The 24236-nt window shown below is 71.4% G+C and carries 23 protein-coding genes; 16 read left to right on the top strand and 7 right to left on the bottom strand.

Annotation, left to right across the window (positions count from 1 at the left end; translation table 11 throughout):
• Positions 1-12 precede the first annotated feature (12 nt).
• From IEZ27_RS23130 to IEZ27_RS23115, 4 genes are read right to left on the bottom strand one after another with little or no spacing between them, the layout of a single operon-like run.
• On the bottom strand, positions 13-774 hold the full coding sequence (locus IEZ27_RS23130) for an SDR family NAD(P)-dependent oxidoreductase (protein ID WP_189649149.1): 762 nt from the start codon (positions 772-774) through the stop codon (positions 13-15).
• The gene (locus IEZ27_RS23125; protein WP_189649148.1) at positions 771-1613 is read right to left on the bottom strand and encodes an amidohydrolase family protein; all 843 of its coding nucleotides are present in this window, start codon (positions 1611-1613) and stop codon (positions 771-773) included. The genes IEZ27_RS23130 and IEZ27_RS23125 overlap by 4 nt, the downstream gene beginning before the upstream one ends.
• On the bottom strand, positions 1603-2784 hold the full coding sequence (locus tag IEZ27_RS23120; RefSeq protein ID WP_189649147.1) for a mandelate racemase/muconate lactonizing enzyme family protein: 1182 nt from the start codon (positions 2782-2784) through the stop codon (positions 1603-1605). The genes IEZ27_RS23125 and IEZ27_RS23120 overlap by 11 nt, the downstream gene beginning before the upstream one ends.
• Positions 2771-4108 carry an aspartate aminotransferase family protein gene (locus IEZ27_RS23115; protein ID WP_189649146.1) on the bottom strand — a complete coding sequence of 446 codons (1338 nt, stop codon included), beginning with the start codon at positions 4106-4108 and terminating at the stop codon, positions 2771-2773. Before IEZ27_RS23115 ends, IEZ27_RS23120 begins: the two co-directional genes overlap by 14 nt.
• A gap of 161 nt (positions 4109-4269) precedes the next feature.
• Between IEZ27_RS23115 and IEZ27_RS23110 the strand changes: the two genes are divergently transcribed.
• From IEZ27_RS23110 to IEZ27_RS23060, 11 genes are all read left to right on the top strand, one after another.
• Positions 4270-5067, top strand: coding sequence for an IclR family transcriptional regulator (locus IEZ27_RS23110; protein ID WP_125636083.1), 798 nt, complete (start codon positions 4270-4272; stop codon positions 5065-5067).
• 176 nt (positions 5068-5243) lie between these two features.
• The gene (locus IEZ27_RS23105; RefSeq protein WP_229824252.1) at positions 5244-7193 is read left to right on the top strand and encodes a hypothetical protein; all 1950 of its coding nucleotides are present in this window, start codon (positions 5244-5246) and stop codon (positions 7191-7193) included.
• Between the two features lie 12 nt (positions 7194-7205).
• Positions 7206-9272, top strand: a complete 2067-nt coding sequence (locus IEZ27_RS23100; protein ID WP_189649145.1) for a peptidase C14 — start codon at positions 7206-7208, stop codon at positions 9270-9272.
• Positions 9273-10493: a Gfo/Idh/MocA family protein gene (locus tag IEZ27_RS23095; RefSeq protein ID WP_189649144.1), complete on the top strand. Its 1221-nt coding sequence runs from the start codon at positions 9273-9275 to the stop codon at positions 10491-10493.
• Between the two features lie 12 nt (positions 10494-10505).
• The gene (locus IEZ27_RS23090) at positions 10506-11729 is read left to right on the top strand and encodes an ABC transporter substrate-binding protein (protein WP_125636080.1); all 1224 of its coding nucleotides are present in this window, start codon (positions 10506-10508) and stop codon (positions 11727-11729) included.
• Positions 11729-12583 carry a carbohydrate ABC transporter permease gene (locus IEZ27_RS23085; RefSeq protein ID WP_125636079.1) on the top strand — a complete coding sequence of 285 codons (855 nt, stop codon included), beginning with the start codon at positions 11729-11731 and terminating at the stop codon, positions 12581-12583. Before IEZ27_RS23090 ends, IEZ27_RS23085 begins: the two co-directional genes overlap by 1 nt.
• Positions 12580-13425, top strand: coding sequence for a carbohydrate ABC transporter permease (locus IEZ27_RS23080; protein ID WP_229824251.1), 846 nt, complete (start codon positions 12580-12582; stop codon positions 13423-13425). The genes IEZ27_RS23085 and IEZ27_RS23080 overlap by 4 nt, the downstream gene beginning before the upstream one ends.
• A complete protein-coding gene (locus IEZ27_RS23075; RefSeq protein ID WP_189649143.1) occupies positions 13425-14447 on the top strand; it encodes an NAD-dependent epimerase/dehydratase family protein in 1023 nt (340 codons plus the stop codon). Before IEZ27_RS23080 ends, IEZ27_RS23075 begins: the two co-directional genes overlap by 1 nt.
• The gene (locus tag IEZ27_RS23070; protein WP_189649142.1) at positions 14447-15451 is read left to right on the top strand and encodes a dihydrodipicolinate synthase family protein; all 1005 of its coding nucleotides are present in this window, start codon (positions 14447-14449) and stop codon (positions 15449-15451) included. Before IEZ27_RS23075 ends, IEZ27_RS23070 begins: the two co-directional genes overlap by 1 nt.
• On the top strand, positions 15435-16409 hold the full coding sequence (locus IEZ27_RS23065) for a hydroxyacid dehydrogenase (RefSeq protein WP_189649141.1): 975 nt from the start codon (positions 15435-15437) through the stop codon (positions 16407-16409). Before IEZ27_RS23070 ends, IEZ27_RS23065 begins: the two co-directional genes overlap by 17 nt.
• Positions 16410-16455: 46 nt before the next feature.
• Positions 16456-17313, top strand: coding sequence for a GNAT family N-acetyltransferase (locus tag IEZ27_RS23060; protein WP_189649140.1), 858 nt, complete (start codon positions 16456-16458; stop codon positions 17311-17313).
• Positions 17314-17321: 8 nt separating this feature from the next.
• Here the strand turns inward: IEZ27_RS23060 and IEZ27_RS23055 are convergent, their stop codons facing one another.
• A complete protein-coding gene (locus tag IEZ27_RS23055) occupies positions 17322-18287 on the bottom strand; it encodes an inositol-3-phosphate synthase (RefSeq protein ID WP_189649139.1) in 966 nt (321 codons plus the stop codon).
• A gap of 92 nt (positions 18288-18379) precedes the next feature.
• Between IEZ27_RS23055 and IEZ27_RS23050 the strand changes: the two genes are divergently transcribed.
• Complete coding sequence (locus tag IEZ27_RS23050; protein ID WP_189649138.1) at positions 18380-18979, top strand: PadR family transcriptional regulator; 600 nt, start codon at positions 18380-18382, stop codon at positions 18977-18979.
• A gap of 142 nt (positions 18980-19121) precedes the next feature.
• Positions 19122-20000 (top strand): alpha/beta fold hydrolase, encoded by an 879-nt coding sequence (locus tag IEZ27_RS23045; protein ID WP_189649137.1) that lies wholly within the window; start codon positions 19122-19124, stop codon positions 19998-20000.
• 130 nt (positions 20001-20130) lie between these two features.
• Here the strand turns inward: IEZ27_RS23045 and IEZ27_RS23040 are convergent, their stop codons facing one another.
• Positions 20131-20655, bottom strand: a complete 525-nt coding sequence (locus IEZ27_RS23040) for a hypothetical protein (protein ID WP_189649136.1) — start codon at positions 20653-20655, stop codon at positions 20131-20133.
• Positions 20656-20791: 136 nt separating this feature from the next.
• Here IEZ27_RS23040 and IEZ27_RS23035 point away from each other — a divergent pair, with 136 nt between their 5' ends.
• The 3 genes from IEZ27_RS23035 to IEZ27_RS23025 are packed head-to-tail and all read left to right on the top strand — an operon-like array spanning position 20792 to position 23363.
• Positions 20792-21466 carry a response regulator transcription factor gene (locus IEZ27_RS23035; protein ID WP_125636062.1) on the top strand — a complete coding sequence of 225 codons (675 nt, stop codon included), beginning with the start codon at positions 20792-20794 and terminating at the stop codon, positions 21464-21466.
• Complete coding sequence (locus tag IEZ27_RS55005) at positions 21463-22872, top strand: sensor histidine kinase (protein ID WP_189649135.1); 1410 nt, start codon at positions 21463-21465, stop codon at positions 22870-22872. Before IEZ27_RS23035 ends, IEZ27_RS55005 begins: the two co-directional genes overlap by 4 nt.
• Positions 22869-23363, top strand: coding sequence for a GerMN domain-containing protein (locus tag IEZ27_RS23025; RefSeq protein ID WP_189649134.1), 495 nt, complete (start codon positions 22869-22871; stop codon positions 23361-23363). The genes IEZ27_RS55005 and IEZ27_RS23025 overlap by 4 nt, the downstream gene beginning before the upstream one ends.
• A 5-nt stretch (positions 23364-23368) precedes the next feature.
• Here the strand turns inward: IEZ27_RS23025 and IEZ27_RS23020 are convergent, their stop codons facing one another.
• Entirely contained in the window at positions 23369-23620 is a 252-nt protein-coding gene (locus tag IEZ27_RS23020; protein WP_189649133.1) for a hypothetical protein, read from the bottom strand.
• Between the last annotated feature and the right edge of the window lie 616 nt (positions 23621-24236).

Raw genomic sequence — 24236 nt, 5'->3', positions numbered from 1 at the left:
CACCCGCGACCGCTAAGGGCCGGGACGCAGTGAGTTCCGGTAGGGCGGCATGAAGCGGAGCCTGGGCATCTGGTCGGCCAGCACTCCCCCGTCGACGACCAGGGTGGAGCCGGTGACGTAACGGGCCGCCTCCGACGCCAGGTAGGCCACCGCGCCGGCGACGTCGTCCGGCCGGCCGTAGCCGCCGCGCAGCGGGATCCGCTCCTCCCACGCCGCTTCGAACGCCTCGCGGTCGAAGGGGAAGTCCCCGTCGATCGGGGTGGCGATCATGCCGGGCGCGACGGCGTTGACGGTGATGCCGTGCGCGCCCAGCTCGGCGGCGAGCGAGCGGGTGATCAGTTCCAGGGCGCCCTTGGAGGCGTTGTAGTGGGCCAGGCCGGCTTCGGCCATGAGGCCGTTCTTGGAGGAGACGGAGACGATCCGCCCCCGGACCCCGTCAGCGATCATGTGCTCGGCCACCCGCTGCGACAGGAAGAACGGCGCGTCGCAGTTGACCCGCATGACGGCCTGCCAGCCGGCCACGGTGATCTCGTTGAAGTGCTCAAGACGAGCCACCCCGGCGTTGTTGACCAGGACGTGGATCGGCCCGTGGTCGCGCCGGACCGCGTCGGCGAGCCCGGCCAGGCCCTCGGTGTCGGCCAGGTCGAACCCGTACGCGCAGCCCGCGCCCGGCCGGTCGACGGTGATCACCCGGTAGCCGTCGGCCGACAGGCGTCCGGCGATGGCCTGGCCGAGGCCCCTGGCGGCGCCGGTGACGACGGCCAGTTCGGTCATGACAACCCCAGCAGGTCGAGCGACGGGCGGTGGATGAGCTTCTCGATCTCCTCCTGGTCCAGGGGCGGCAGGCCGGGGATGCCGGGGACGGCGCCGACGGCCCGCAGCCCCTCCACCGAGGCGTCCACCGTGGTGAAGGGGTAGTCGCTGCCGAACAGGAGCTTGGCCCACACCCCGTAGTCCTGGGCCAGGCGCAGGCTGTGCCAGAGCTGGAAGGGGCGGTAGTGCAGGGCGGAGACGTCGGCGTAGACGTGGCGGTGCTTGCGGATCACCGCGATGCACTCCCCCTCGTACGGGTGGCCGAGGTGGGCCAGGACCATGCGCAGCTCCGGGTGCCTGATGGCGACCTCGTCCAGGTGCACCGGCAGCGCGTACCGCAGGGGCGCGGCCGAGACGAACGTGGTCCCGGTGTGGACGAGCAGCGGCAGGCCGTGGCGGGCGGCGTAGGCGTACAGGTCGTCCAGCTCGGGGGCGGCCGGGTCGAAACCGGCGTACATCGGCATGAGTTTGATGCCGCGCAGCCCGAGGTCGCGGTGGCCGTGTTCCAGCTCGTCGCGCCAGCCTGGCTGGGTGGGGTCCAGCGACAGGTAGCCGATGAGCCGGTCGGGGTGCTCGCCCGCGTAGGCGGCCACGGCGGCGTCGTCCACCCACAGGCCCGAACGCCTGGCCTTGCCGCCCACCACGACGGTGCGGGTGCCGGGGGGCGAGGTGGCGGCGTAGTCCGCCCAGCGCACGGTCAGGTCGACGTGACCGCCGTGCGCGCGGGCGGACTCGGCCGCGAACGGGTCGCCGACGTCGTCCGGGCAGGTGAACAGGTGGGAGTGGACGTCAACGATCACGCTTCTCCCAGCCCTCCTTGAACATGTTCCAGAACCGGTGGGACGGCGGGTGCTCGGCGAAGACCTCGTCGGCCAGCTCGACGCCGAGCCCCGGCCGCTCCGGCAGCCCGATGTGGCCGTCGGTCACGGGCAGCACGCCCTTCAGCGCCTCGAAGACGTACGGCTCCAGCATGCCGTCGAACGTCTCCAGGACGAGCAGGTTCGGCATGCCGAGCACGGCGTGGACGGAGGCGGTGGTGCACAGCGGGGAGTTGGAGTTGTGCGGGGCGACGAGCATGGCGTGCACGTCGGCCTGCGCGGCCAGCTTCCTGATCTCGGTGAACCCGCCGGCCATCGACAGGTCGGGCTGGATGATGTCGACCGCGCCGGTGGCGAACAGCCGGGCGTACTCGTAGCGGTTGTGGAAGTGCTCGCCGCCGGAGATGGGCATGGCGGCGCGGGCCCGCAGCTCGGCGTAGCGCTCGATGTGCGTCCACGGCAGCGGCTCCTCGAACCAGCCGAGGTCGAACGGCTCCAGTTCGCGTACGAGCCGGACGGCGGTGGGCATCGCGAAGCGGGCGTGCCCCTCGACGAAGAGGTCCAGATCCGGCACGGCCTCGCGGACGGCCGCGACGATGTCGACCGAGAGCCGCAGCTCGGCCCGGGACAACTCACCCAGCCCGGCCCCGAACGGGTCGAACTTCAGCCCGGTGTAGCCGCGCGCGGCGACCTCCTTGGCCTTGGCCGCGAACACCTGCGGGTCGCGCTCGCCGGTGTACCAGCCGTTGGCGTAGACCCGTACGGAGTCGCGGCAGGCGCCGCCGGTCAGCCGGTAGACGGGCACGCCGAGCGCCTTGCCCATGATGTCGTGGAGCGCCTGGTCGACGCCGGAGACGACGATGCCGCCGACGTCGCCGCCGCGCAGGAAGTCGCCCTGGTACATCCGCAGCCAGATCTCCTCGACGTCGAAGGGATCGGCGCCGATCAGGTGGCGCTGTGCCATGGCCTCGGTCAGCGAGCAGGTCTCCCGGCCCCGGTAGGGGTGGGTGATCTCGCCGATGCCGGTGAGCCCTTCGTCGGTGTGGACGCGTACGTAGGAGAAGTCGCGCCAGGCGGTGCCGAGGGACAGGGTCTCGACGCGGCTGATCCGTCCGGCGGGGCCGGTCGGGCGCTTGGTGTCAACGGTGAGCATCGGCTCCGCCCATGGTGCTGGCGCCGGTCAGGTCGAGCACGTCGCCGCGGGCGAGCTCGGCGGCCGTGGCGGCCGATTCCAGCAGGTGGTCGACGTCGGCGTCGGTGTGGGCGTAGGAGACGTGGCTGCGCTTGAGGTTGAGAGGCAACTCGAAGATGCCGTGCTCCAGCAGGCGGCGGCGGTACCCGATGAACATGTTGGCATCATTGCGCAGCAGGTCGTCGTAGGTGCGGGCGGGTCCGGTCATGAAATATCCGACGAAGACCGAGCCGTACCCGCTGACCAGCGCCGGGATGTCCAGCGAGGCGAAGACCTCGGCCAGCCCGGTCCTGATCCGCTCGCCGAGGCGGAAGACGTGCTCGTGCACCGGCTCCTCGCGCAGCTTGCGCAGCGTGGCCAGGGCGGCCGCGACGACGGCCGGGTGGCCGTTGTAGGTGCCGGCGAAGAAGGCCGGGCCACCGGGCCGCGAGCTGAACAGCTCCATGAGATCGGCGCGGCCTCCGAGCGCGCCCACCGGGTAGCCGTTCGCGATCGCCTTGCCCATGGTGGTGAGGTCGGGGGTGATCCCGGAGATCGCCTGCCAGCCGCCGAGGTGGTGGCGGAAGCCGGTGATCACCTCGTCGAAGATCAGTACGCTCCCCGCCCTGGTGCACTCCTCGCGCAGCGTCCGGAGGAACTCCTGCTCGGGCAGCAGGCAGCCGACGTTGTGCGGCACCGGCTCCAGGATGACGGCGGCGATGTCGTCGCCGTGCTCGGCGAACGCCCGCCGTACGGCCTGCTCGTCGTTGAACGGCAGGACCAGCGTGGCCTCGAGCACCTCGGGCAGGATGCCGGTCGAGATCGGGTCGTGCGTGCCGACCTTCTCCGGCGCGGAGATCACGTTGAGGCTGACCGCGTCGTGCCAGCCGTGGTAGCAACCCTGGAACTTCACCACGAGCCGGCGGCCGGTCGCGGCCCTGGCCACACGCAGGGCGTGGAAGGTGGCCTCGCTGCCGGTGCTGGTCAGGAGCACCTTCTCCACGCTCGGCACGAGTTCGGCCAGGGTCTCGGCGAGCTCGACCTCGCCGGCGGTGACGCCCACGCCGCACAGGTCGACCGTTCGGCCGGCCTCGGCGACGGCCGCGCCGACGTCGGGGTCGTTGTGGCCGAGCAGCGGCGGGCCGAAGGCGGCGTGGTAGTCGACGTACTCCCGTCCTTGCGAGTCGCGGAAGCGGGCGCCGGCGGCCTCGGTGATCACCAGGTCGGTGAGCCCGGGGATGCTGCGCTGCCCGCTGTTCACGCCGCCGGGGATGACCTGGCGGGCGCGCTCGGCTAGGTGCTTCAAATCTCTCTCCTCTGACGCGCCTCCCGGCCCGGCCCGGCCTGGGGTGCGCTGGTCATCCGCCACAAATTCCGAACAGTGTTTGGCAATACCGAACAGTCGAGGGAGATTGAAACACGAGAATGGGTGGGGGTCAACGATGAATTCCGCTAAACTGTTCGGCTGTGACGAACACTGCTGCTGAGGAATCGCGATATTGGGTCCGCAGCGTCGCCCGCGCCGCCGAGGTGCTTGAGGTCCTGTCCCGCGTGGGGCAGGGCGGCGGCATGAGCGTGACCGAAGTCGCCGCGGCCTGCGGATTGAGCAAGAGCGCCGCCTTCGCCACGCTCTACACGCTGCGCGCCTACAGCCTGGTCGCCGACGACGGCGAGGGCATGAACCGCCGCTACCGGCTGGGCATGGCGCTGGCCAGGCTGGGAGCGAGGGCCCAGGACCAGCTCTCGCTGCGCGACGTGGCCCGGCCGGCGCTGGTCCAGCTCACCGAGCGCACCGGGATGAACTCCAGGCTCGCGGTGCCCGAGGCCGGACAGGCCGTCGTCGTCGACCAGGTGAGCAACGGCGAGCGCATCCAGGTCGACCTGCGGATGGGCACCAGAGAGCTGCCCCACTGCACCGGGCTGGGCAAGGCACTGCTGGCCGAGATGGACGACGACGAGGTCGCCAGGGTCGTCGGCCAGGTCGGCCAGCCGCGCAGGACCGGCCACACGATCACTGAGCTGCCGCTGCTGCTGGCCCACCTGAAGACGGTCAGGGAGCTCGGCTACGCGGTCGACGACGAGGAGGACGCCGACGGGATCTTCTGCATCGGCAGCGCGCTGCGCGACCACACCGGCGCCTGCGTGGGCGCGATCAGCATCACCTCGCTCAAGCGCGACCTGCCCGCCTGGCGCTACCAGGAGCTCGGCCGGGAGGTGCGGGAGACCGCGGCGACGATCTCCAGGAGTCTCGGGCATCCCGCGTGACGGCTTGACAGATCGGCGGCCACTGTCTAGCGTCCTCGCCAATCGTTTCGGGCGAAGAGCCGACTCCGAGCGCCGCGGCCCCGGCGCCGGAGGTCCAGGGCCGCAGCACCGCCGCCTGCCCGCCTTCGCACGCCGCCCGGCCTTCCCATCACCCCGTTCCCGAAGGCCTTCCCCCCATGAACCATGTAGCCGACGTCGCACGCCTTCTCGCGCTCGACGTCTCCCGACTCGCCGACGGCACGCTCCTGCGTGTCGCGGGTTACCATCGCGCCGGTGACGGCGGCGGCAAGCTCGTCCGCTGGGACGCGGCCTCCACCGCCCCCGCCAACGGCGGCACGGTCCTCGGCTCCGCGCCCAAGGGCCGCTGGATCCAGGTCCACGACGGCTGCCTCGACTTCCGGGCGTTCGGCGTCCTCGACGCCAGGACGCCCGCGGACGCGGCGCTGGAGGCCATGGTCAACGACCCGGCCGTGTCCAGGATCGAGGCCCGCACCGACCTCAACTTCGTCAGGCGCCACACCTTCCGGCGCTCGGACATCGTGCTCGACTTCGGCGGCCACACCATGACCACCGAGGGCATCGAGAAGAACTCCCACGACAACCCGTTCGGCGCGGTCCTGTTCTTCCAGGGCGAGACGACCAAGACCGTCGTCACCGGTACGCTCACGGCCACGGTCCCCGACCTGGCCGACGTCTTCGAGGTCGACTCCCGCGAGTTCCGGGTCGGCCAGTGGTGGGCCGTGGAGGTCGACCGGCTGGCCGGCACGTACGAACGCGAGCTGCAGCGCCTGGTCCAGATCACCCAGATCGTGGACGGCCGGCACGTCCGGGTGAACTACAAGAACGGCTGGGAGCTCGCGGCCGGCCGTACGCTGACCTGGACGCTGACCAGGCCGGTCGAACGCGCCCACGTACGCGACCTGCGCTTCGAGGCCGCCCCCGGCGGCGACGAGTACACCGGCTCGCACCCGATCGCCTACGAGTACGCCGTCCACTGCGACGTCGACGGCGTGCACGCCACCGGCAGCTTCTGGCCGGTGATCATGCGGCGCTGGTGCACCCACTTCCGCACCGAGCGCTGCAGCCTGAAGAACCCCCCGACCGTCATGTACGGCGGCGCCGGCTACCTGACCCAGCAGATCTACTGCCTGTACGGCCACGTCGCCGACTGCACCACGTCCAATGTCCGCCACCTCAACGACTTCACCGCCAGCGCCTACTGCACGGTCGAGAACTGCCACGGCGACGGCGACGACGAGGGCGGCAACCCCTTCACCACCCACGGCCAGTACGAGCACGACCTGGTCTTCACCGGCAACTCCGGCCTCATGGACATCGCCAACAGCGGCGCCCTGTGGGGCACCAGCGCCAAGCGCATCACCGTGCGCAAGCACCTGTGCTCGTGGTTCGTGGCCGGGACGAAGATCACCGACCTGACGCTGGAGGACGTACGGGTGATCCCGCGCTCGACGTTCGACCCGGCGGGAACGCTCCAGGTGAACGCCGACGGGCTGCACATGCGCGGCTGCTCGGCCAGGACGGTCGCGATCGGCCAGCGTTCCAACCGCTCCGGCCGGCCCAACGTCATCGAGGGCTGCTCCTTCGACCTGCCCAAGGACCAGGTGCTGGTGCAGACGCCGGTGAGCAACGCGCTGCACTTCAAGGAGTGCGTCATCACCGGCCTCGACGGCGCCACCCTGCGCGGCTCGGGTCCCCTGCGCTTCACCGGGTGCGTCCTGAGCGGCAAGGGCCAGGTCTCGCTGGGCTCGTCCGACGTCGTGATCAGCGGCGGCCGGCTCGACGGCGTGCGGGTCGAGCTGAGCGCCGTACGCGACCAGCGGCTGCGCCTGGAGGGCGTCACGCTGGAGGGCGGCGCCCTCTCCCGGGCCGCCGGTCCGGGAGTGCTGTCCTGGGAACTCGCGGCCTGTACGGCCTCGGCCACCCGCGTCGAGCTGGCCGCGGGCGACAACCGCTTCCGCGCCACCGGCTCCCGATTCACCGGCGGCGGCCTCGATCTGCGGGCCGCCACCGTCCTGGTGCACACCGGCTGCACCGAGGAGGGCGTCGAGCGCGCCTTCCCGCCGTCCGGTCCCCGCGTCCTCATCGCCGACACCCTCGCACTGTAAGGAACCCCTCCCATGGAACGTCGTGACATCCTGCGCGTCACCGGTTTAGCGGCTGTCGGCACCGTCCTGATGACCAAGCCCGCGCTCGCCGAGCCGGACAAGAAGCCCAAGGACGAGGTGCAGGCCGTCGGCACCGTCGCCGAATTGCTCGCCTTCGAGGCCGCCAAGCTGGCGGACGGCACGCTGGCGCAGGTCGCGGGCTATCTCAAGCCGGGCGACGGCGGCGGCAAGCTCGTCCGCTGGGACGCCGCGTCCACCGCCGCCGCCAACGGCGGCACGGTCCTCGGCTCCGCGCCCAAGGGCCGCTGGATCCAGCTGCACGACGGCTGCCTCGACTTCCGGGCGTTCGGCCTCTTCGACGACAAGACGCCCGCGGACGCGGCGCTGGAGGCCATGGTCAACGACCCGGCCGTGTCCAGGATCGAGGCCCACACCGACCTCAACTTCGTCAAGCGGCACAAGTTCCAGCGCTCCGGCCTGGTGCTCGACTTCGGCGGCCACACGATGCGCACCGTGGGCATCGAGAAGGCCGGTCAGGACGACCCGTTCGCGGCGGTGTTGTTCTTCCGCGGCAAGGTCACCTCCACCACGGTCACCCACAAGCTGAGCGCCGCGGTGCCCGACCTGTCGGACGTCTTCGAGGTCGCCGACTCCGCCGCCTTCAAGGTCGGGCAGTGGTGGAGTGCCGAGGTCAACGCGCTGTCCGGCCGCTGGGAGCGGGAGCTGCAGAAGCTGGTCGAGATCACTCAGATCGTCGACGGCACGCACATCCGCGTCGGGTACAAGAACGGCTGGGAGCTGGCCGCCGGCCGGACGATCACGTGGACCCTCGTCGAGCCGGTCGAGCGCGTGCACGTACGCAACCTGCGCTTCGAGGGCGTCGCGGACGGCGACCAGTACACCGGCTCGCACCCGCTGGCCTACGAGTACGCCGTCCACTGCGACGTCGAGGGCATCCACGGCACGGGCACGTTCTGGCCGCTGATCATGCGGCGCTGGGCCACCCACTTCCGCACCGAGCGCTGCACGCTGAAGAACCCCGCCAGCGTGACGTGGGGCGGGGCGGGCTACCTGACCCAGCAGATCTACTGCCTTTACGGCCACGTCAGCGACTGCCACACGGCCAACGCCCGCCACCTGAACGACTTCACCGCCAGCGCCTACTGCTACGTGGAGAACTGCCACGGCGACGGCGACGACCAGGGCCCGTTCGTCACCCACGGCCAGTACGAGCACGACCTGACCTACACCGGCAACTCCGGCCTGATGACCTTCGCCAACTCCGGCGCGGCCTGGGGCTCGGCGGCCAAGCGGATCACGGTGCGCAAGCACGTCTGCTCGTGGTTCGTGGCCCGGGTGAAGGTCACCGACCTGACGCTGGAGGACCTTCAGGTCATCGGCAAGCCGTCGCTGGACGGCTCGGGCATGATCTGGGTCAACGCCGACGGCGTGCAGATGCGCGGTTGCTCGGCCAGCCACACGCTGATCGTCTCCCAGCAGTCGAAGTTGTCCGGCCGCCCCAACCTGATCGAGGGCTGCGTCTTCAACGTCCCGGCCAAGAGCGAGATCGTCCAGGCGAACGTGACCGCGCCGGTGCACATCAGCCGTACCACGTTCAACGGCCTGAACGGCAACACCTTCAACGGCGCCGACCTGCGCCTGTCCGGCTCCACGCTGAACGGCGCCGAGGGTGCGGCCCCGCTGGTCCTCGCCGGGTCGGTGTCGCTGACCGGCTGCACCGTCAAGAACGTGGGCCTCGCCGCCCTCGGCAAGGCCGACCAGCGCGTCCGCCTCGACGGCGGCACCGAACTGGCCGGGGCCGGGTTGTCGCGGGTGGAGGGCGCCGGGCTCGTCTCCTGGCACCTGGCCGGGATCCGGAGCCAGAACGCCGGCGCCCACGTCCAGCTCGACTCCGGCAAGAACCGCTACACGGCGACCGGCTGCCAGTTCGGCGGCGGCCGCCTGTCGATCAAGTCCTTCGAGGTGGTCCAGCACACGGGCAACGTCGAGGAGGGCGTCACCAGGGAGCTGCCGGCCGACGGCCCGAAGGTCCTCACTTCAGGAAATCTGGTGATCTAGGTGCGCAAAGTCACGCTGGCGGTCGCGGGAGCGGGCAACCGGGGGCAGACGTACGCCTCCTGGATCGCCGCCCACCCCGAACGCGCGGAGCTGGTCGCCGTGGCCGACCCCGACCCCGCCCGCCGGGCCAGGCTCGCCGGGCCCGGGGTGCGCGAGCTCGCCGACTGGCGCGAGCTGCTGCGCGAGCGGGTGGCCGACGCCGTCGTCCTGTCCACCCAGGACCGCCTGCACGTCGAGCCCGCCGTCGCCCTGGCCCGGGCGGGTTACGCGCTGCTGGTGGAGAAGCCCATGGCGCCGACCGAGGAGGAGTGCCGCGAGATCGTCTCGGCCGTCCGCGAGACGGGCGTGCTCTTCGCCGTCTGCCACGTGCTTCGCTACACCCCCTACACCGCGCTGGTGAAGGAGACCGTGGACAGCGGGGTGCTCGGCGAGGTCATGAGCGTCGAGCACCTGGAACCGGTCGGCTGGTGGCACCAGGCGCACTCCTACGTGCGCGGCCCCTGGCGCAGCGAGCGCCTGGCCAGCCCGATGTTGCTGGCCAAGTCCTCCCACGACCTGGACTGGCTGGCCTACGTCACCGGGCTCAGGATCGAGAAGGTCGCCAGCTTCGGCTCGCTCGGCCACTTCAGGCCCGAGCGGCGTCCGGCCGAGGCCGCCGACCGCTGCCTCGACTGCGTCCTGGAGCCCGGCTGCCCGTACTCGGCGCCGCGGCTGTACCTGAACCGCGGCTACGACTGGCCGACCAGCGTCCTCGGCGAGAACGAGCAGCAGGTCATGGACGCCCTGCGCACCGGCCCGTACGGCAGGTGCGTCTACGCCTGCGACAACGACGTGGTCGACCACCAGGTCCTCGCCATGGAGCTGACCGGCGGGGCGACCGCGACCTTCACCATGACCGCCTTCACCGAGCAGACCCACCGCCAGACGAAGATCTTCGGCACCCACGGGCGGCTGATCGGCGACGGCGAGTCGGTCGAGGTGCTCGACTTCCGCGACGGCCGTACCACCCGTCGCGGCGTCGCGGAGACCGGCTCGAACGCCGGCGACGGCCACGGCGGCGGCGACGACGGCGTGATGGACGCCTTCGTCACCGCGCTGGCCACCGGCGACCCCGCACACGTGCGCTCGGGCCCCACCGAGTCGCTCCACAGCCACCTCGCGGTCTTCGCCGCCGAGAAGGCCCGGCACAGCGGCACGGTCCTCACCGTGCCCGCATCCTAGGAAGGAACGAACATGCGACTGCGCGCGCTGGCCGCCGCTGCGGCCGCCCTCGGTACCTTGACCGCCTGCGGCGGCGGTTCCGGAGGCGACGAGAAGCAGACCGTGACCATGTGGGTCTACCCGACCATCGTCGACCAGGCCAAGCACCAGGCGTTCTGGGACGAGCAGACCAAGGCGTTCGAGGCGGCCAACCCGAACATCGACGTCAAGGTCGAGATCTACCCGTGGGCCAAGCGCGACGAGGCGCTGTCCACGGCGATCGCCGGCAACAAGGCGCCCGACGTGGTCTACCTCATCCCCGACCAGCTCCCCAAGTACGCCAAGACGCTGGAGCCGGTCGACGCCTACCTGGCCGACAAGGCCGACTACCGGGACAACGCCCTGAAGTCGGTCACCATCGACGGCAAGGTCATGGGCGCGCCGATCCTCATGTCGGCCAACCCGCTGGTCTGCAACCAGAAGGCCTTCGACGCCGCCGGGGTCACCGAGTTCCCCAAGACCTGGAACGACGTGCTCACCCTGGCCCCGAAGTTCAAGGCCAAGGACGTGGACGTCACCAACTACTGGGCCGACCCCGCCGCCACCCTCAACCAGTCGTTCTACCCGCTGCTGTGGCAGGCGGGCGGCGACGTGTTCAGCGCCGACGGCAAGTCGGCGGGCTTCGCCGGCCCCGAGGGCGTCAAGGCGCTGACGTTCCTGAAGGACCTGGCCGAGGGCGGCTTCGTGGAGAAGGACCTGCTGACCGGGCTGCCCAAGTTCGAGCAGACCAGGACCGCGCAGAACAAGGTGGCCTGCACCTGGCAGCAGCTCCCCGCCGACGTCGAGTCGTTCTGGGGCAAGGAGAACATCAAGGTCATGCCTCCGCTGACCGACACCAAGCAGGTCGCCTACGGCACCGTCGGCTCGCTGACCCTGCTCAAGGCGTCCGACCACAAGGAGGCGGCGGGCAAGTGGATCGGCTTCGCCACCGGCGCCGCCCCGAGCAAGGCGTACGACCTGGCCTCCGGCTACTTCTCCCCGCGCAAGTCCACCGGCGCGCTGTACGCCGACGACCCGGTCCAGTCCGAGGTGGAGAAGACGCTCGACCTGACCACGGCCGGGCCGCTGCACGAGAAGGCACGTGATGTGATGGGCGTCCTGGCTCCCGAGATCCAGGCCGCGCTGATCGGCAAGAAGACGCCCGAGCAGGCGCTCGCCGACGCGGCCAAGGCCGCGAACGCGCTGCTGGGTGGCTGATGGCGGCGCTCGACGTCAGGCGGTGGGAGGCGCGGACCGGACTGCTGTTCGTCCTGCCGTGCCTCCTGCTCTTCCTGCTGTTCCGGTTCGGCCCGTCCGTCGCCGGGGTGTTGCTGGGGTTCTTCGACTCCTCCATCGGCGACAGCCCGACGTGGACCGGCGTGGACAACTACCGGCGGATGGCCACCGACCCCGTCTTCTGGGAATCACTCCGCATCACGCTGATCTACACGATCCTCTACGTGCCGGCGTCGATGGCCGCCTCGGTGGGCATGGCGCTGCTGGTACGCCGCGCCTTCCGCGGGGCAGCCTTCTTCCGCTCGGTCTTCTTCCTGCCCGTCGTGACCAGCCTGGTCCTGGCCGGGACGGTCTTCACCTGGCTGTTCTCCTCCGAGGGGCCGATCACCAAGCTCACCGGGCAGTCCTGGCTGGCCTCGACCACGCTGGTCATCCCGGCCCTGGTGATCGTCTCGGTCTGGTCCAGGTTCGGGTACGGCATGCTGATCGTCCTGGCCCGGCTCCAGGACCTGCCACGGGAGCTGGAGGAGGCCGCGCTCACCGACGGCGCCTCCACCTGGCAGCGGTTCCGCTACATCGTGGCCCCGCAACTGCGCCCCGCGCTGTTCTTCGTCGCCGTCATCGAGACGACGAACTCCTTCCAGGTGTTCGACCTGGTCTACGTGATGACCGGCGGCGGCCCGGCACACGGCAGCTTCACGCTGGTCATGGCCCTGTACGAGCAGGCGTTCAAGAACTTCGACTTCGGCTACGCCAGCGCCATCGGCGTCGCGCTGTTCGTCATGACCCTCGTGGTCGCGCTGATCCAGCGCCTGATCATCGGGAGGTCGAAGTGACGAAGTATCGCTCGTACAAGGCGCTGGAGCCGACCCGGGCCGGGAAGGTCGTCAGGTTCGTCCTGCTGGCCGTGGCCACGCCGGTCACGTTGTTCCCCTTCTACGCGATGGTCGTGTTGTCGCTGAAGCCGGGCACGGCCGTGACGTTCCCGGAGAGCATGCTGCCCTGGCCGGTCGACTTCGGCGCCTACGGCGAGGTGCTGGGCGGGCGCGACCTGGTCACCTGGACGGTCAACACGCTGATCTACTCCGTCATCAGCGTGGTGGCCGTGCTGCTGCTGGCCTCGCTGGCCGGATACGCCTTCGCCAAGAAACGTTTCCCCGGCCGCGAGCCCATGTTCTGGTCGTTCCTGGCCATGGTCATGGTGCCGTACCACGTGACGCTCATCCCGACGTTCATGCTCATCGCCGAGCTGGGCGGGGTGGACACCTACTGGGGGCTGATCCTGCCGACGCTGGCCAACGCGCAGGCGGTGTTCCTGATGCGGCAGTTCATCATGGGCCTGCCGGACGAGCTGTTCGAGGCGGCCCGGCTCGACGGCGCCTCAGAATGGCGGATCTTCAGCAGGATCGTCCTGCCGCTGTGCAAGCCGATCCTGGCCACGCTGGGCGTCTTCGTCTTCCTGTGGCACTGGAACGACCTGCTCTGGCCGCTCATCATCGGCGGCGGCGCCGACATGCGTACCCTGACCGTGGGCATCGCCTCCCTCCAGACGGAGAACGTCCCGCTCAGCGTCGTGCTGGCCGGGGCCACGGTCGCGTTCGTACCGATCTTCGCCGCCTATCTGGTCGGCCAGCGATATTTCACCGAAGGAGTCACGATGTCGGGGATCAAGGGCTGATGTTCACCTCCGTCGACGATCTGGAAGAGCACCTCACCCGTCCCTCCGAGTCGCTCGTCGCCGACCTCGCCGCCGGCTCCGGCGACCTGGTCGTGCTGGGCGCCGGGGGCAAGATGGGGCCCACGCTGTGCCGCCTGGCCCGGCGCGGCCTGGACGCCGCCGGGCGCGGCGCCGACCGCGTCTTCGCCGTCTCCCGCTGGTCCGACCGTACGGCCGCCGCCGCCCTCGCCGGGCACGGCGTGGACGTCGTCCCCTTCGACCTGCTCGACGGCGACCTGGGCACGCTGCCCGACGCCTCGGACGTGGTCTTCATGGTCGGGGCGAAGTTCGGCACGTCCGCCGCGCCGTACCTCGCCTGGGTCGTCAACGCGGCACTGCCCGCCCGCGTCGCCGAACGGTACGGCGGGGCACGCGTGGCCGCGCTGTCCACGGGCAACGTCTACCCGCTGGTGCCCCTCTCGTCGGGCGGGAGCGCCGAGGGCGACCCGGTGGGGCCGGTGGGCGAGTACGCGATGAGCTGCCTCGGACGCGAACGCATCTTCGAGCACGCGTCCGCCACCCGCGGCACGGCCGTGACGCTCATCCGCCTCAACTACGCCGTCGACCTGCGGTACGGCGTGCTCGCCGACATCGGGCAGCGGGTGTTGTCCGGCACTGCGGTGGACGTGACGACCGGGCACGTCAACGTGGTCTGGCAGGGCTACGCCAACGAGGTCGTGCTGCGTTCGCTCGGCCACGCGACGGCCGGCACGCCTTTCACGCTGAACCTGACCGGCCCCGAGACCGCCTCGGTCCGCAGGGTGGCCGCCGACTTCGGCGCGCGCCTCGGCACACCGGTGTCCTTCGACGGATCGGAGGCCGAGACGGCGCTGCTGAACGACGCCACGCTCTGCCACCGGCTCTTCGGCTACCCGCAGGTGCCGCTGGGCACGCTCATCGACTGGCAGGCCGCCTGGTTGTCCGCCGGGCTGCCGACGTCGGGCAAACCCACCAAGTTCGCCGTTCGAGACGGGAGATTCTGATGCCCACCCCGCCCTCCGCGCTGTCCCGCCTGCGGGCCGGGACCGTCATCCCCGCCCACCCGCTGGCGCTGACCGCGGACCGGGTGTTCGACGAGCGCCGCCAGGCCGCGCTGACCCGGTACTACCTGGCCGCGGGCGCCGGTGGGCTGGCGGTGGGCGTGCACACGACCCAGTTCGAGATCCGCCGGGCCGGGCTGCTGAAGCCGGTCCTGCGCCTGGCCGCCGACGTGGCCGCGGAATCGGCCGGTGAACGGCCGGTGCTCGTCGCCGGGGCGTGCGGGCCGACCGCGCAGGCGGTGGCCGAGGCCGAACTGGCCGCCTCGCTCGGGTACGACGCCGTACTGCTCTCGCCGGTCGTGCCGGGCGCCTCCGAGGACGACCTGCTGGCGCGGGCCGCGGCCGTGGGCGAGGTGCTGCCGGTCATCGGCTTCTACCTGCAAGCGGCCATCGGCGGGCCGGTGTTGTCGCGCGGCTTCTGGCGGGCGCTGGCCGACCAGCCCTCCACGGTCGCGGTCAAGGTGGCGGCGTTCGACCGCTATCGATCCCTGGACGTGGCGCACGGCGTGGCCGCCTCCGACCGGGCCGACCAGGTCACGCTGTACACCGGCAACGACGACCACATCATCGGCGACCTGCTGGCCGAGTTGCCCGGCGGGTTGCGCTTCACCGGCGGGCTGCTCGGCCAGTGGGCGGTGTGGACCCGGGCGGCGGTGGAGATGTTCGACGGCCTGCGGAACGACCCGGCGTCGTGGTGGGGCCGGGCCACGGCGCTCACCGACGCCAACGCCGCCGTCTTCGACGCCGCCAACGCCTTCGCCGGCTGCATCGCCGGGGTGCACGAGGTGCTGCGCAGGCAGGGCCTGCTGGACGGGACCTGGTGCCTCGACCCCGGCGAGGGCCTCTCCCCCGGCCAGGCCGAGGAACTGACCCGCGTCAGCGCCGCCTACCCGTGGCTGACCGACGACGACTTCGTGGCGGAGCACCGCGATGCCTGGCTGCGCTGACTCCCCCGTGCGCGTCCTGGTCAGCGTCTCGCCGCGGTTGCGCGAGCAGTTCTTCCCCGACCCCGCGGCCCTGCTGGCCTTGGGGGACGTACGGCTGGTCGACGACCACCGGGCGCTCCCCGAGTCGCTGCCCGGCACCGACGTGCTGGTGACCTCCTGGGGAACGCCGCCGCTCACCGCCGCGCTGCTCGACCGGGCGCCCGGACTGCGGCTGGTCGCGCACACCGGGGCGACGGTCAAGCCGTTCGTCACCGGGGAGTTGTGGGCGCGCGGCATCCGGGTCACCCAGGCGGGTGCGGCCATGGCGCGGTCGGTGGCGGAGGTGGCGCTGACCTTCACCCTGGCGCTGCTGCACCAGGTGCACCGCTTCGACCACGCCCTGCGCAGCGGCCTGCCGTGGGAGACGGCCGAGCGGGCGCCGGCCAGGCGCGAGATCCTCGGCTGCCCGATCGGCGTCATCGGCGCCTCCCGGACCGGCCAGGCATACCTGGACCTCGTCCGCGCCCTCGGCGCCGAGGTCAGCGTCGCCGACCCGTACCACGACGGGGCCGTGGAGCTCGACGAGTTGCTGTCCACCAGCCGGATCGTCGCCGTGCACGCCCCGGCGCTGCCGGAGACGCGCCACCTGCTCGGGGCACGGGAGCTGGCGCTGATGCCGGACGGCGCCGGGCTGGTCAACACCGCCAGGTCGTGGCTCGTCGACGAGGCCGCGCTGCTGGCGGAGCTGCGTACAGGACGGCTGGACGCGGCGATCGACGTCTTCGACGAGGAGCCGCTGCCTGTCGGGCACCCGTTCCGCGGACTGCCGAACGCGCTGCTCACCCCGCACCAGGCGGCCGGCACCGATTCGGGCCGGGCCCGCCAGGGCCGGCTGGTGGTCGAGGAGATCGCCCGGTACGCCGGCGGCGTCCCGCTGGAGCACGAGGTGACCCCGGACCTCCTGGAGAGAATGGGATGACGACGGACCTTCCGGGGATGCCGACGCGCTTTTTGAGGAGGACGCGATGACGACGTTGCGCACCGCGCGACCCGGCGACCGCGAGGCGCTGTACACCCTGTGGGCCACCTGCTTCGACGCCCCGCACGTGGTCCCCCTGTACGAGACCGACCCCGGCCGGTACGACCGGACGTTCGTGACCGACGACGTGTCGGCCTGCGTGTACTACCTCCCGCGCCGGGTCCACGACGGCCTGGGCGGCGAGGTGCTGGTGGGCGGGGTGGCCAACGTCGCCGCCCACCCGTCGGTCCGGGGCCGCGGGCACGTCCGGCGGCTGCTGGCGCTGGCGGCCGAGGCGATGACGGCCGACGGTTGCGCGTGGTCACTGCTGTTCACCGGCACGCCCGGCGTCTACAAGGAGTGGACCACCTTCGAACTCCAGACCGTCTCCGGCCCTCTGCGCCCCGCCACCCCTTCCGGGCCGGGCCTGCGCAGGGTCGCCGCGCGCGACGCGGCCGTCCTGCGGGACCTGCACGAACGGCACAACGCACGGCGTCCCCTGACCGCCGTACGGGACGCGGCGCACTGGCGCGAGCGGGTGCCGGTCTGGTACGGCGAGCCGGTCGAACTGCTGGCCGGTGACGCCGGGTACGCGGCCGTACGCTGGGACGGCGGCGTGCTCGACGTGCTTGAGGTCGCCGGTGACCTGCCCCAGGTGCTCGCCGCCCTGGCCGCCGAGGCGGGCGCCAGGCGCGTCCGTTCCGGGAGGGCCCGGCTGACCTGGCACGATCCGGCCCTGCCGTCCCTGTTCTCGGCCGTCACGCCGGAGCGGGACCGTACGGGGATGGCCCGTACGCTCCTGGCCGACCCGGCGCCCGTGGTCGGGGCCGCGAACGCCGCACACTGGCCGGCGGACTACTTCTGACCCGGAGTTCAGACGGCGGTGCCGGGAGGGGACTTCAGCAGCGACGCGGCCTCGTCGAGGTGACCGCCACGGTGTTGCCGCGACGCGCCGGCCGCCATGCGGATGAGGTCGATGTTGACTCCGGCGGCGCCGCTGGGGTCGTGCACCTTCAGCTTCACGTCGAGGGACACCGTGGTCTCGCCCCACGCCTGGGCCTCGATGTTGATGTGCGCCACCTTGTGCGACTTCAGGTGCGGAAGGTATCCCAGCGGGGCGACCTCCACCAGGTCGGGCGCCTCCCCTAGCGAGGTGAGGGCGTTGAGCTTGGACCGCATCTTGCCCTCGCCGTGCTCGACCAGGTTGCGGAAGTCCTCGGTTCCTCCCAGGTTGACCTGGTAGGAGCTGGTGAGGGTGAGCCCGCGCTCCTCCAGCAGCCGCAGCAGCGCGTGATGGACGATCGAGGTGCCGAACTGGCTGGTCAGGTCGTCGCCGAGCAGCGGCAGCCCGGCCGCGGCGAAGCGGTCCAGCACCTGCGGATCGCGGGCCACCGGGTCGGAGGTGGTGTTGACGAACGCCGCCCCGGCCCGCAGCGCCGCCTCCGCGTAGGCGAGCGCCGTCTCCGGCCGGCCGCTGGGAGCGGCATAGAGCACGACCTCCGCACCGGCCAGCTCCGCGGCCACCCGGTCCACCTCGGCGCCGTCGGCGGCGTCGGTGATGCCCCGGCACACCGTGACGCCCGAGAGCGGCAGCTCGCCGATGATCCGCGGATAGTTGTTGGGCGGCAGGAAGATCACCTCGGACAGGTCCCGCCCGACCTTCTCCGGCGAGGTGGCGAACGCCGCCACGAAGTCGACGTCGCCCACCCCCAGCCCCTCCAGCACCGGCCGGCGGATCCCGGCCACACTCCCTGACGCCCGGTACAGCGCTATCCCCTGCACCAGCGCGGACACGTTGTTGCCGACGCCGACCACCGCGACCCTCACCCGTTCGATCATGACCGCAAGGCTACGGCCGCATCTTGCGGTCTGATGCTCGCGTACGTATATTCGTCTACGAGTAATCGTGTGCGAGTGAGGAGGTGACGAGGATGGCCGAGCGGCGACCGGTGGGGAATCTGCTGGCGCTGGCCGTGCTCACCATCGCCGTACAGCGGCCGATGCATCCCTACGAGATGGCCTCCGTACTGCGGTCCCGTGGCAAGGACCAGGACATGCCCATCAAGTGGGGCTCGCTCTACACCGTCGTACGGAACCTCGCCAAACACGGACTGCTGGAAGCGGTGGAGAGCGGCCGGCAGGGCGCCCGCCCCGAACGGACCGTCTACCGCGTCACCGAAGCCGGACGCCGCGAGGCCGAGGACTGGACCCGCGAACTGCTGTCCACCCCGCAGCGGGAGCCGTCGTCGTTCGAGGCCGGGTTGTCGGTGATGGGCGGCCTGCGCCCCGACGAGGTCGCGACGCTGCTACGGCAGCGTTCGCACCTGCTGGCGGAACGCATCGAGGACGCCCGCCGGGCCCTGGCGGAGGAGCAGGGCGAAGTGCCCAGGCTCTTCCTCATCGAGTCGGAGTACGCGCTGGCGATGCTGGAGGCGCAGGCCGCCTGGGTGCGCTCGCTGCTGACGGAACTGTCCGAGGGCACGTTCCCCGACCTGGACGCCTGGCGCGCCTTCCACCTGACCCAAGAGTGAAAGATCCCGGCGGCGGTGCTGGAACACCACCGCCGGGAGACCTCGGGAACCGAAGAAACCGCGAAGCGGAGCCCCGGCCACGAGATACCGCGAACAACGATAGCCGGGCTCCCTTCCCGTACCGCAACGAAGGGAAGCCATCATGACCACGACCACCATCGGCTCGGTGACGTCGGCCGACGGCACCACGATCGGCTACCGCGAGATCGGGCACGGCCCCGGCCTGGTGATCCTGCACGGCGCCATGCAGACGGGAGACAGCCAGCTCGAACTGGCCGAGGCCCTGTCGCAGGACTTCACCTGCTACCTGCCCGACCGTCGCGGCCGGGGCCGCAGCGGCCCCGTCGGCCCCGGCTACGGCCTGCACCGCGAGGTGGAGGACCTGGCGGCGCTGATCGACGCCACCGGCGCACGCCACGTCGCGGGCGTGAGCTCGGGCGCGATCATCACGCTGCGCACCCTGCTCGTCCGCCCCGACCTGGACAGCGCCGTCGTCTTCGAGCCGCCGCTCTTCACCGACGGCTCGGCCCCGGCCGCCGGCCTGTCGCGCCTCGACCGGGAACTCGCCGCGGGCCGGACCGCGGCGGCGCTCGTCACCGGCATGAAGGCCGCCCAGCTCGGGCCGCCGATCTTCCAGGTCATGCCGCGCCGGGTGCTCGAACTGCTGACCGGCCTGATGCTGAAGGGCGGGGGCAAGGACGCCGCGCCCGGCGGGGCGCCGACGTTCGAAGAGCTCGCCCCGACACTGCGCCAGGACATCCAGCTGGCCGCGGAAGCGTCGGGCGACCTGACCGAGTACAGGACGGTACGGCCCGAGGTGCTGCTGCTCGCCGGCAGCAAGAGCCCCGCCTACCTGCGTGCCGCCCTGGAGCGGCTGGAACGGATCCTGCCGCACGCCCGGCGTACGCTCCTGGAAGGGCTCGACCACAGCGCCACGTCGAACGCCGCCCAGCGCGGGCGCCCCGAGCGCGTGGCCGCGGTGATCCACCGCTTCCTCGGCCCCGGACGCGCCGGTTCATGAACCGCCGCCCGTCCGGCCCGGCCCCCGTGTCGCCGGGCCGGACCCGCGTTCCCGCCAACCCTCCCCCCGGACGTCGAGGGGAGGGCATGGCCAGGCGGGAACGCGGGCGGCCGGTTCTCGTACGGGGCGGCTAGTTCTCCTCGTACGGCGCGGGCGGGCGCAGGGAGTCGCAGCCCTCGAAGACCTGCTTCTCGGCGGCCGAACCGGGCTTGACCCCCTTGAACCCGGCGGGCCTCGTCTCGTCCTTGCCGATGGGCTGCCAGACGCCGCCCTTGCGCAGGCACTGGGCCCACGCCGCGAACTTGGCCTCGTCCTCGGGCGAGGACGGTTCGGAGCCGCCGAGGATCGCCGAGTCCCACTCCTTGCACGCCTTCATGGCGGCGTCGAGCTTGGCCTGGGTGACCTTGGTGACGGCGCTGGTGTCGAGGTCCTGGCCCTTGACCGGGTCCGGGATGTCGATCCCGTTCTCGCGCATGCAGCCGGCGAACTTCACGGCGGTCTCGTGCCAGCTCGGCTTGGCGGCGGCGGCGGTGGCGGTGGCGGCGCTCGGGACGGAGCTCGACGTGCTGGCGAAACTCTGGGCGCCGCACGCGGCGCTCAGCGCGAGGGCGGGAACGGCGGCCAGGACGGCGAGGCGCCGCTTGGTGATGAACACATGTCCTCCTACAGGTCCGTGATCGGCCCTCACCATGGCGTCTCTCTGTAAGCAGGCCATCTGCCACATGTCATGAACCTGTAATAGCTTTCAAAGCCGGACAAATCGCACGTCGGAGCCGTCGATACTGGACCGCATGGCTCGCGTGCTCCTGATCGAAGACGACCCGAACGTCAGGGAGGCCCTGACGCTCGCCCTCAAGGGCCGGGACCACGAGGTCGCGTCGGCGGCGTCCGGCGAGGAGGGGCTGCAACGGCTCGCCCGCTTCGCCGCCGACGTGGTCGTGCTCGACCTCATGTTGCCGGGCATCGACGGGTTCGAGGTCTGCCGGCGCATCCGCGCGACCACCTCCACCTCGATCGTGATGCTGAGCGCGCGGGGCGACGACTTCGACGTGGTCGGCGGCCTGGAGGCCGGGGCGGACGACTACGTGGTCAAACCGGTGCGCCCGCAGGTGCTGGAGGCCCGGATCAGGGCGGTACTGCGGCGTACCGACAGCGTGCCCTCGCCGGTGGAGACGTACGGCGCGCTGCGCGTGGACCGCGCCTCCCTGACCGTGAGCAGGGACGGACGGCAGGTCGCGCTGCCGCCGATGGAGTTGCGGCTGCTGTTGTACCTGTCGGCGGCGCCCGGACAGGTCTTCAACCGGCAGCAACTCCTGGAGTCGGTGTGGGAGCACGACTACCTGGGCGACTCGCGGCTGGTGGACGCGTGCGTGCAGCGACTGCGCGCCAAGATCGAGGACGTGCCGGCCGAGCCGAGATACGTGCAGACCGTGCGCGGATTCGGTTACCGCTTCGGGCCGGTATGACCTGGTTGCGGGGGTTGCGGGCCCGGCTGGTGATCACGTTCGTGCTGGTGGGCGGGCTGAGCGCGGTGGGGGCCGCCGGGCTGACCTACTACGTGGCCCGGCACAACCTGCTGTCCGGAGTGCAGGACCGGTTGCTCGACGACTTCAGGTACCGGGTGCTGCTGCTGTCGCGCGACGTCGCGGTACCGGCCACCGACGAGGAGCTCGCGCTGCTGGCCGAGGACCTTGAGGTGGGCGACCGCAAGGTGTACGTCGTCCGGGACGGCGCCGTGCCCAGCGACGCCCGCGTCACCGCCGAACTGCGCGCGGACGTGCTGCGCCGGCCGGCGCTGGCCTGGCAGCGCGTGACCCGCGACGGGGTGCCGTACCTGGTGGCCGGCAGCCGGGTCATGCTCATCGCGGGCGGCACGCCGTCGGGGATCACCGTCTATCTCGTCGAGTCGCTGGCGCAGGCCGCGTCCGACGAGACGGCCGTGTTGCGCGCCGCGCAGGCCGCCGCCGTCCCCGTCGTGCTGGTGGCGGTGCTGGCCGGGCTGCTGGCCGCGCGCGGCGTGCTGCGTCCGGTCGCCGACCTGGACCACGCGGCCCGGCGGCTGGGCGAGGGGCGCCTGGAGACCCGCCTGCCCGTACGCGGCGGCGACGAGCTGGCCCGGCTGGCCGGACGGTTCAACGAGACCGCCGCGGCGCTCGAACGTTCGGTGGGCGAGCTGCGCGAGCTGGAGGCCAGGTCACGGCGGTTCGTCGCCGACGTCTCCCACGAGCTGCGCACCCCGCTGGCCACCGCCACCGCCGTCACCGACGTGCTCGAAGCCGGCGCCGACCGGCTGGACGCCGACGCCGGCGCGGCGGCCCGGCTGGTCACCGCCGAGATCACCAGGCTCACCAGGCTCGTCGACGACCTGATGGAGATCTCCCGCTTCGACGCCGGAGCCGCCGTGCTCAACCTCGACGACGTGGACCTCGGCGCCGCCGTCGCCGCGTGCCTGCGCTCACGCGGCTGGAGCTCCGCCGTCAGCGCGGACCTGCCGCCGGACGTCATCGTCCCCCTCGACCCGCGCCGCCTGGACGTCATCGTCGCCAACCTCGTCGGCAACGCGCTGCGGCACGGCACGCCGCCCGTCACGGTACGGGTGCGCGCCACCGGCGAGACCGTCGCCGTCGAGGTCGCCGACCACGGGCCGGGCCTGCCCGCCGACGTGCTCCCGTACGTCTTCGAGCGCTTCTACAAGGCGGACGCCGCCCGTACGCGGTCCGAGGGGAGCGGGCTGGGCCTGGCCATCGCCCGCGAGAACGCCCTCCTGCACGGAGGCGACCTGACCGTCGCCCCGGGCCCCGGCGCCGTCTTCACCCTCACCCTCCGAAGAACCGGCCCACCCGCCACCCGCCCCTCGGAGAAGCACCCATGAGAGCCCGGCCCCCGGCCCTGCTTCCACCCCTGCCTCCGGTCCTGACCCTGGTCCTGCTTCTGGTCGGCTGCACGGCCTGCGGGGTCGGTCCCACCGCTGTGATCGGCGCCGGGGAGCCCGCCCGCGGCTTCATCGAGGGCACCCGCCTGTACTTCGTGCAGGACGACCGCCTCGTCTCCGTCGGCCGCCCCGAAGGCCCGCTGGAAGCCGCCGAAGCCGTCGAACTGCTCACCGGCGGCCCCACCTCGAAAGAACGCGAACGCTCCATCGACACCACCCTGCCCAAGAACCTGGCCGTCAGGGTGACCGACGACGGGTTCACCCTGACCAAGGGGGCCTCGACACCGGTCTCCCGCCTGTCGCGGACGGCGACCGGTCAGATCGTATGCACGATCGCCGCCGCCACCGCCGCCAAGCGCGGCATCGAGGTGGACGACGTACGGGTGACCGTCCCGACCGGCGGACAGACCCGCTGCGAGGACTTCACCTGAGAGCGTCAGTCCACGTACGCCCACAGATCGTAGGTGTAGGACCCCGGGTAGCTCTGCGGATAGTGCGTGCTGCACCACCAGGTCTGCCAGCGTCCGTTCTCCTGGCCCGACCGGCCGAAGGAGACGCAGATGTCATAGGGCAGGTTGGTGTAGACGACCTGGAGCGTGGATGTGGCGTGTGCCGGCGTACTCGTGGCCAGGACAGGCGCCAGGGCGGTGACCGCGACGAGCGCCAAGGCGGTGATTCTGCGACGCACCAGCTCTCCCCTCATGAAGGGTCGGATTGTGTGAGAAGCGACCACCGTGAATTGCACGCCGGAGCCCCTGACGACCGCAAGATCGCCCTGCTCAAGCCTCCGGCGACCAGCACGAACGTCACACAGACAGTGAAACGTTCATCCGGTGGCCCGCCGGGGGCTCGCTACTTGTTCATCGCGCCGAACAGGGTTCCGTCGGTACGGACCCGCTGAAGCCACTGCACCATCCCCATCACCTCGTCGCCGTCGACCTCGCCCAGCCGGCCGCCGTGCGGAGCGAGTCCCGTGCAAGGTCCGCCCCGGGCACGGTGCGCCCTCGTCGTACAACCGCACCGAGCGGCCGTGATCGACCGGCCATCGGTCCCAGCTGAGCCCAGGGAACCCGCCGTCGTGGTCGTCGTCGCCGGTCGGCTCGCCGCGCGCGACCGCGCCCAGGTCGATCGCCCCGCCGAAGAGGTCCTCGTGCAGGGAGTCACTGTCGCGGAACGACACGATGCCCGGCCGGAACGCCGGCATCAATATCGCGTAAGCGCGTGTACCGAAGCCGTAGTGATGTCATATCGAAAAGTTCCCCGCCGCCGATGAATGCGTTTTGCTGTATGAGCATTTCCATCTG

The organism is Nonomuraea spiralis (genome assembly GCF_014648435.1).
Classification (GTDB): Bacteria; Actinomycetota; Actinomycetes; order Streptosporangiales; family Streptosporangiaceae; genus Nonomuraea; species Nonomuraea spiralis.
Note: the sequence above shows the minus strand (reverse complement) of the source record. Positions and strands in the feature narration are given on the sequence as shown.

Bases quoted from the DNA above. Each gene is read 5' to 3' on its own strand.
- IEZ27_RS23035 (WP_125636062.1), top strand. From the start codon at position 20,792: ATGGCTCGCGTGCTCCTGATCGAAGACGACCCGAACGTCAGGGAGGCC.
- IEZ27_RS55005 (WP_189649135.1), top strand. From the start codon at position 21,463: ATGACCTGGTTGCGGGGGTTGCGGGCCCGGCTGGTGATCACGTTCGTG.
- IEZ27_RS23045 (WP_189649137.1), top strand. From the start codon at position 19,122: ATGACCACGACCACCATCGGCTCGGTGACGTCGGCCGACGGCACCACG.
- IEZ27_RS23100 (WP_189649145.1), top strand. From the start codon at position 7,206: ATGGAACGTCGTGACATCCTGCGCGTCACCGGTTTAGCGGCTGTCGGC.
- IEZ27_RS23105 (WP_229824252.1), top strand. From the start codon at position 5,244: ATGAACCATGTAGCCGACGTCGCACGCCTTCTCGCGCTCGACGTCTCC.
- IEZ27_RS23120 (WP_189649147.1), bottom strand. From the start codon at position 2,784: ATGCTCACCGTTGACACCAAGCGCCCGACCGGCCCCGCCGGACGGATC.
- IEZ27_RS23050 (WP_189649138.1), top strand. From the start codon at position 18,380: ATGGCCGAGCGGCGACCGGTGGGGAATCTGCTGGCGCTGGCCGTGCTC.
- IEZ27_RS23055 (WP_189649139.1), bottom strand. From the start codon at position 18,287: ATGATCGAACGGGTGAGGGTCGCGGTGGTCGGCGTCGGCAACAACGTG.
- IEZ27_RS23025 (WP_189649134.1), top strand. From the start codon at position 22,869: ATGAGAGCCCGGCCCCCGGCCCTGCTTCCACCCCTGCCTCCGGTCCTG.
- IEZ27_RS23090 (WP_125636080.1), top strand. From the start codon at position 10,506: ATGCGACTGCGCGCGCTGGCCGCCGCTGCGGCCGCCCTCGGTACCTTG.
- IEZ27_RS23075 (WP_189649143.1), top strand. From the start codon at position 13,425: ATGTTCACCTCCGTCGACGATCTGGAAGAGCACCTCACCCGTCCCTCC.
- IEZ27_RS23085 (WP_125636079.1), top strand. From the start codon at position 11,729: ATGGCGGCGCTCGACGTCAGGCGGTGGGAGGCGCGGACCGGACTGCTG.
- IEZ27_RS23070 (WP_189649142.1), top strand. From the start codon at position 14,447: ATGCCCACCCCGCCCTCCGCGCTGTCCCGCCTGCGGGCCGGGACCGTC.
- IEZ27_RS23065 (WP_189649141.1), top strand. From the start codon at position 15,435: ATGCCTGGCTGCGCTGACTCCCCCGTGCGCGTCCTGGTCAGCGTCTCG.
- IEZ27_RS23130 (WP_189649149.1), bottom strand. From the start codon at position 774: ATGACCGAACTGGCCGTCGTCACCGGCGCCGCCAGGGGCCTCGGCCAG.
- IEZ27_RS23060 (WP_189649140.1), top strand. From the start codon at position 16,456: ATGACGACGTTGCGCACCGCGCGACCCGGCGACCGCGAGGCGCTGTAC.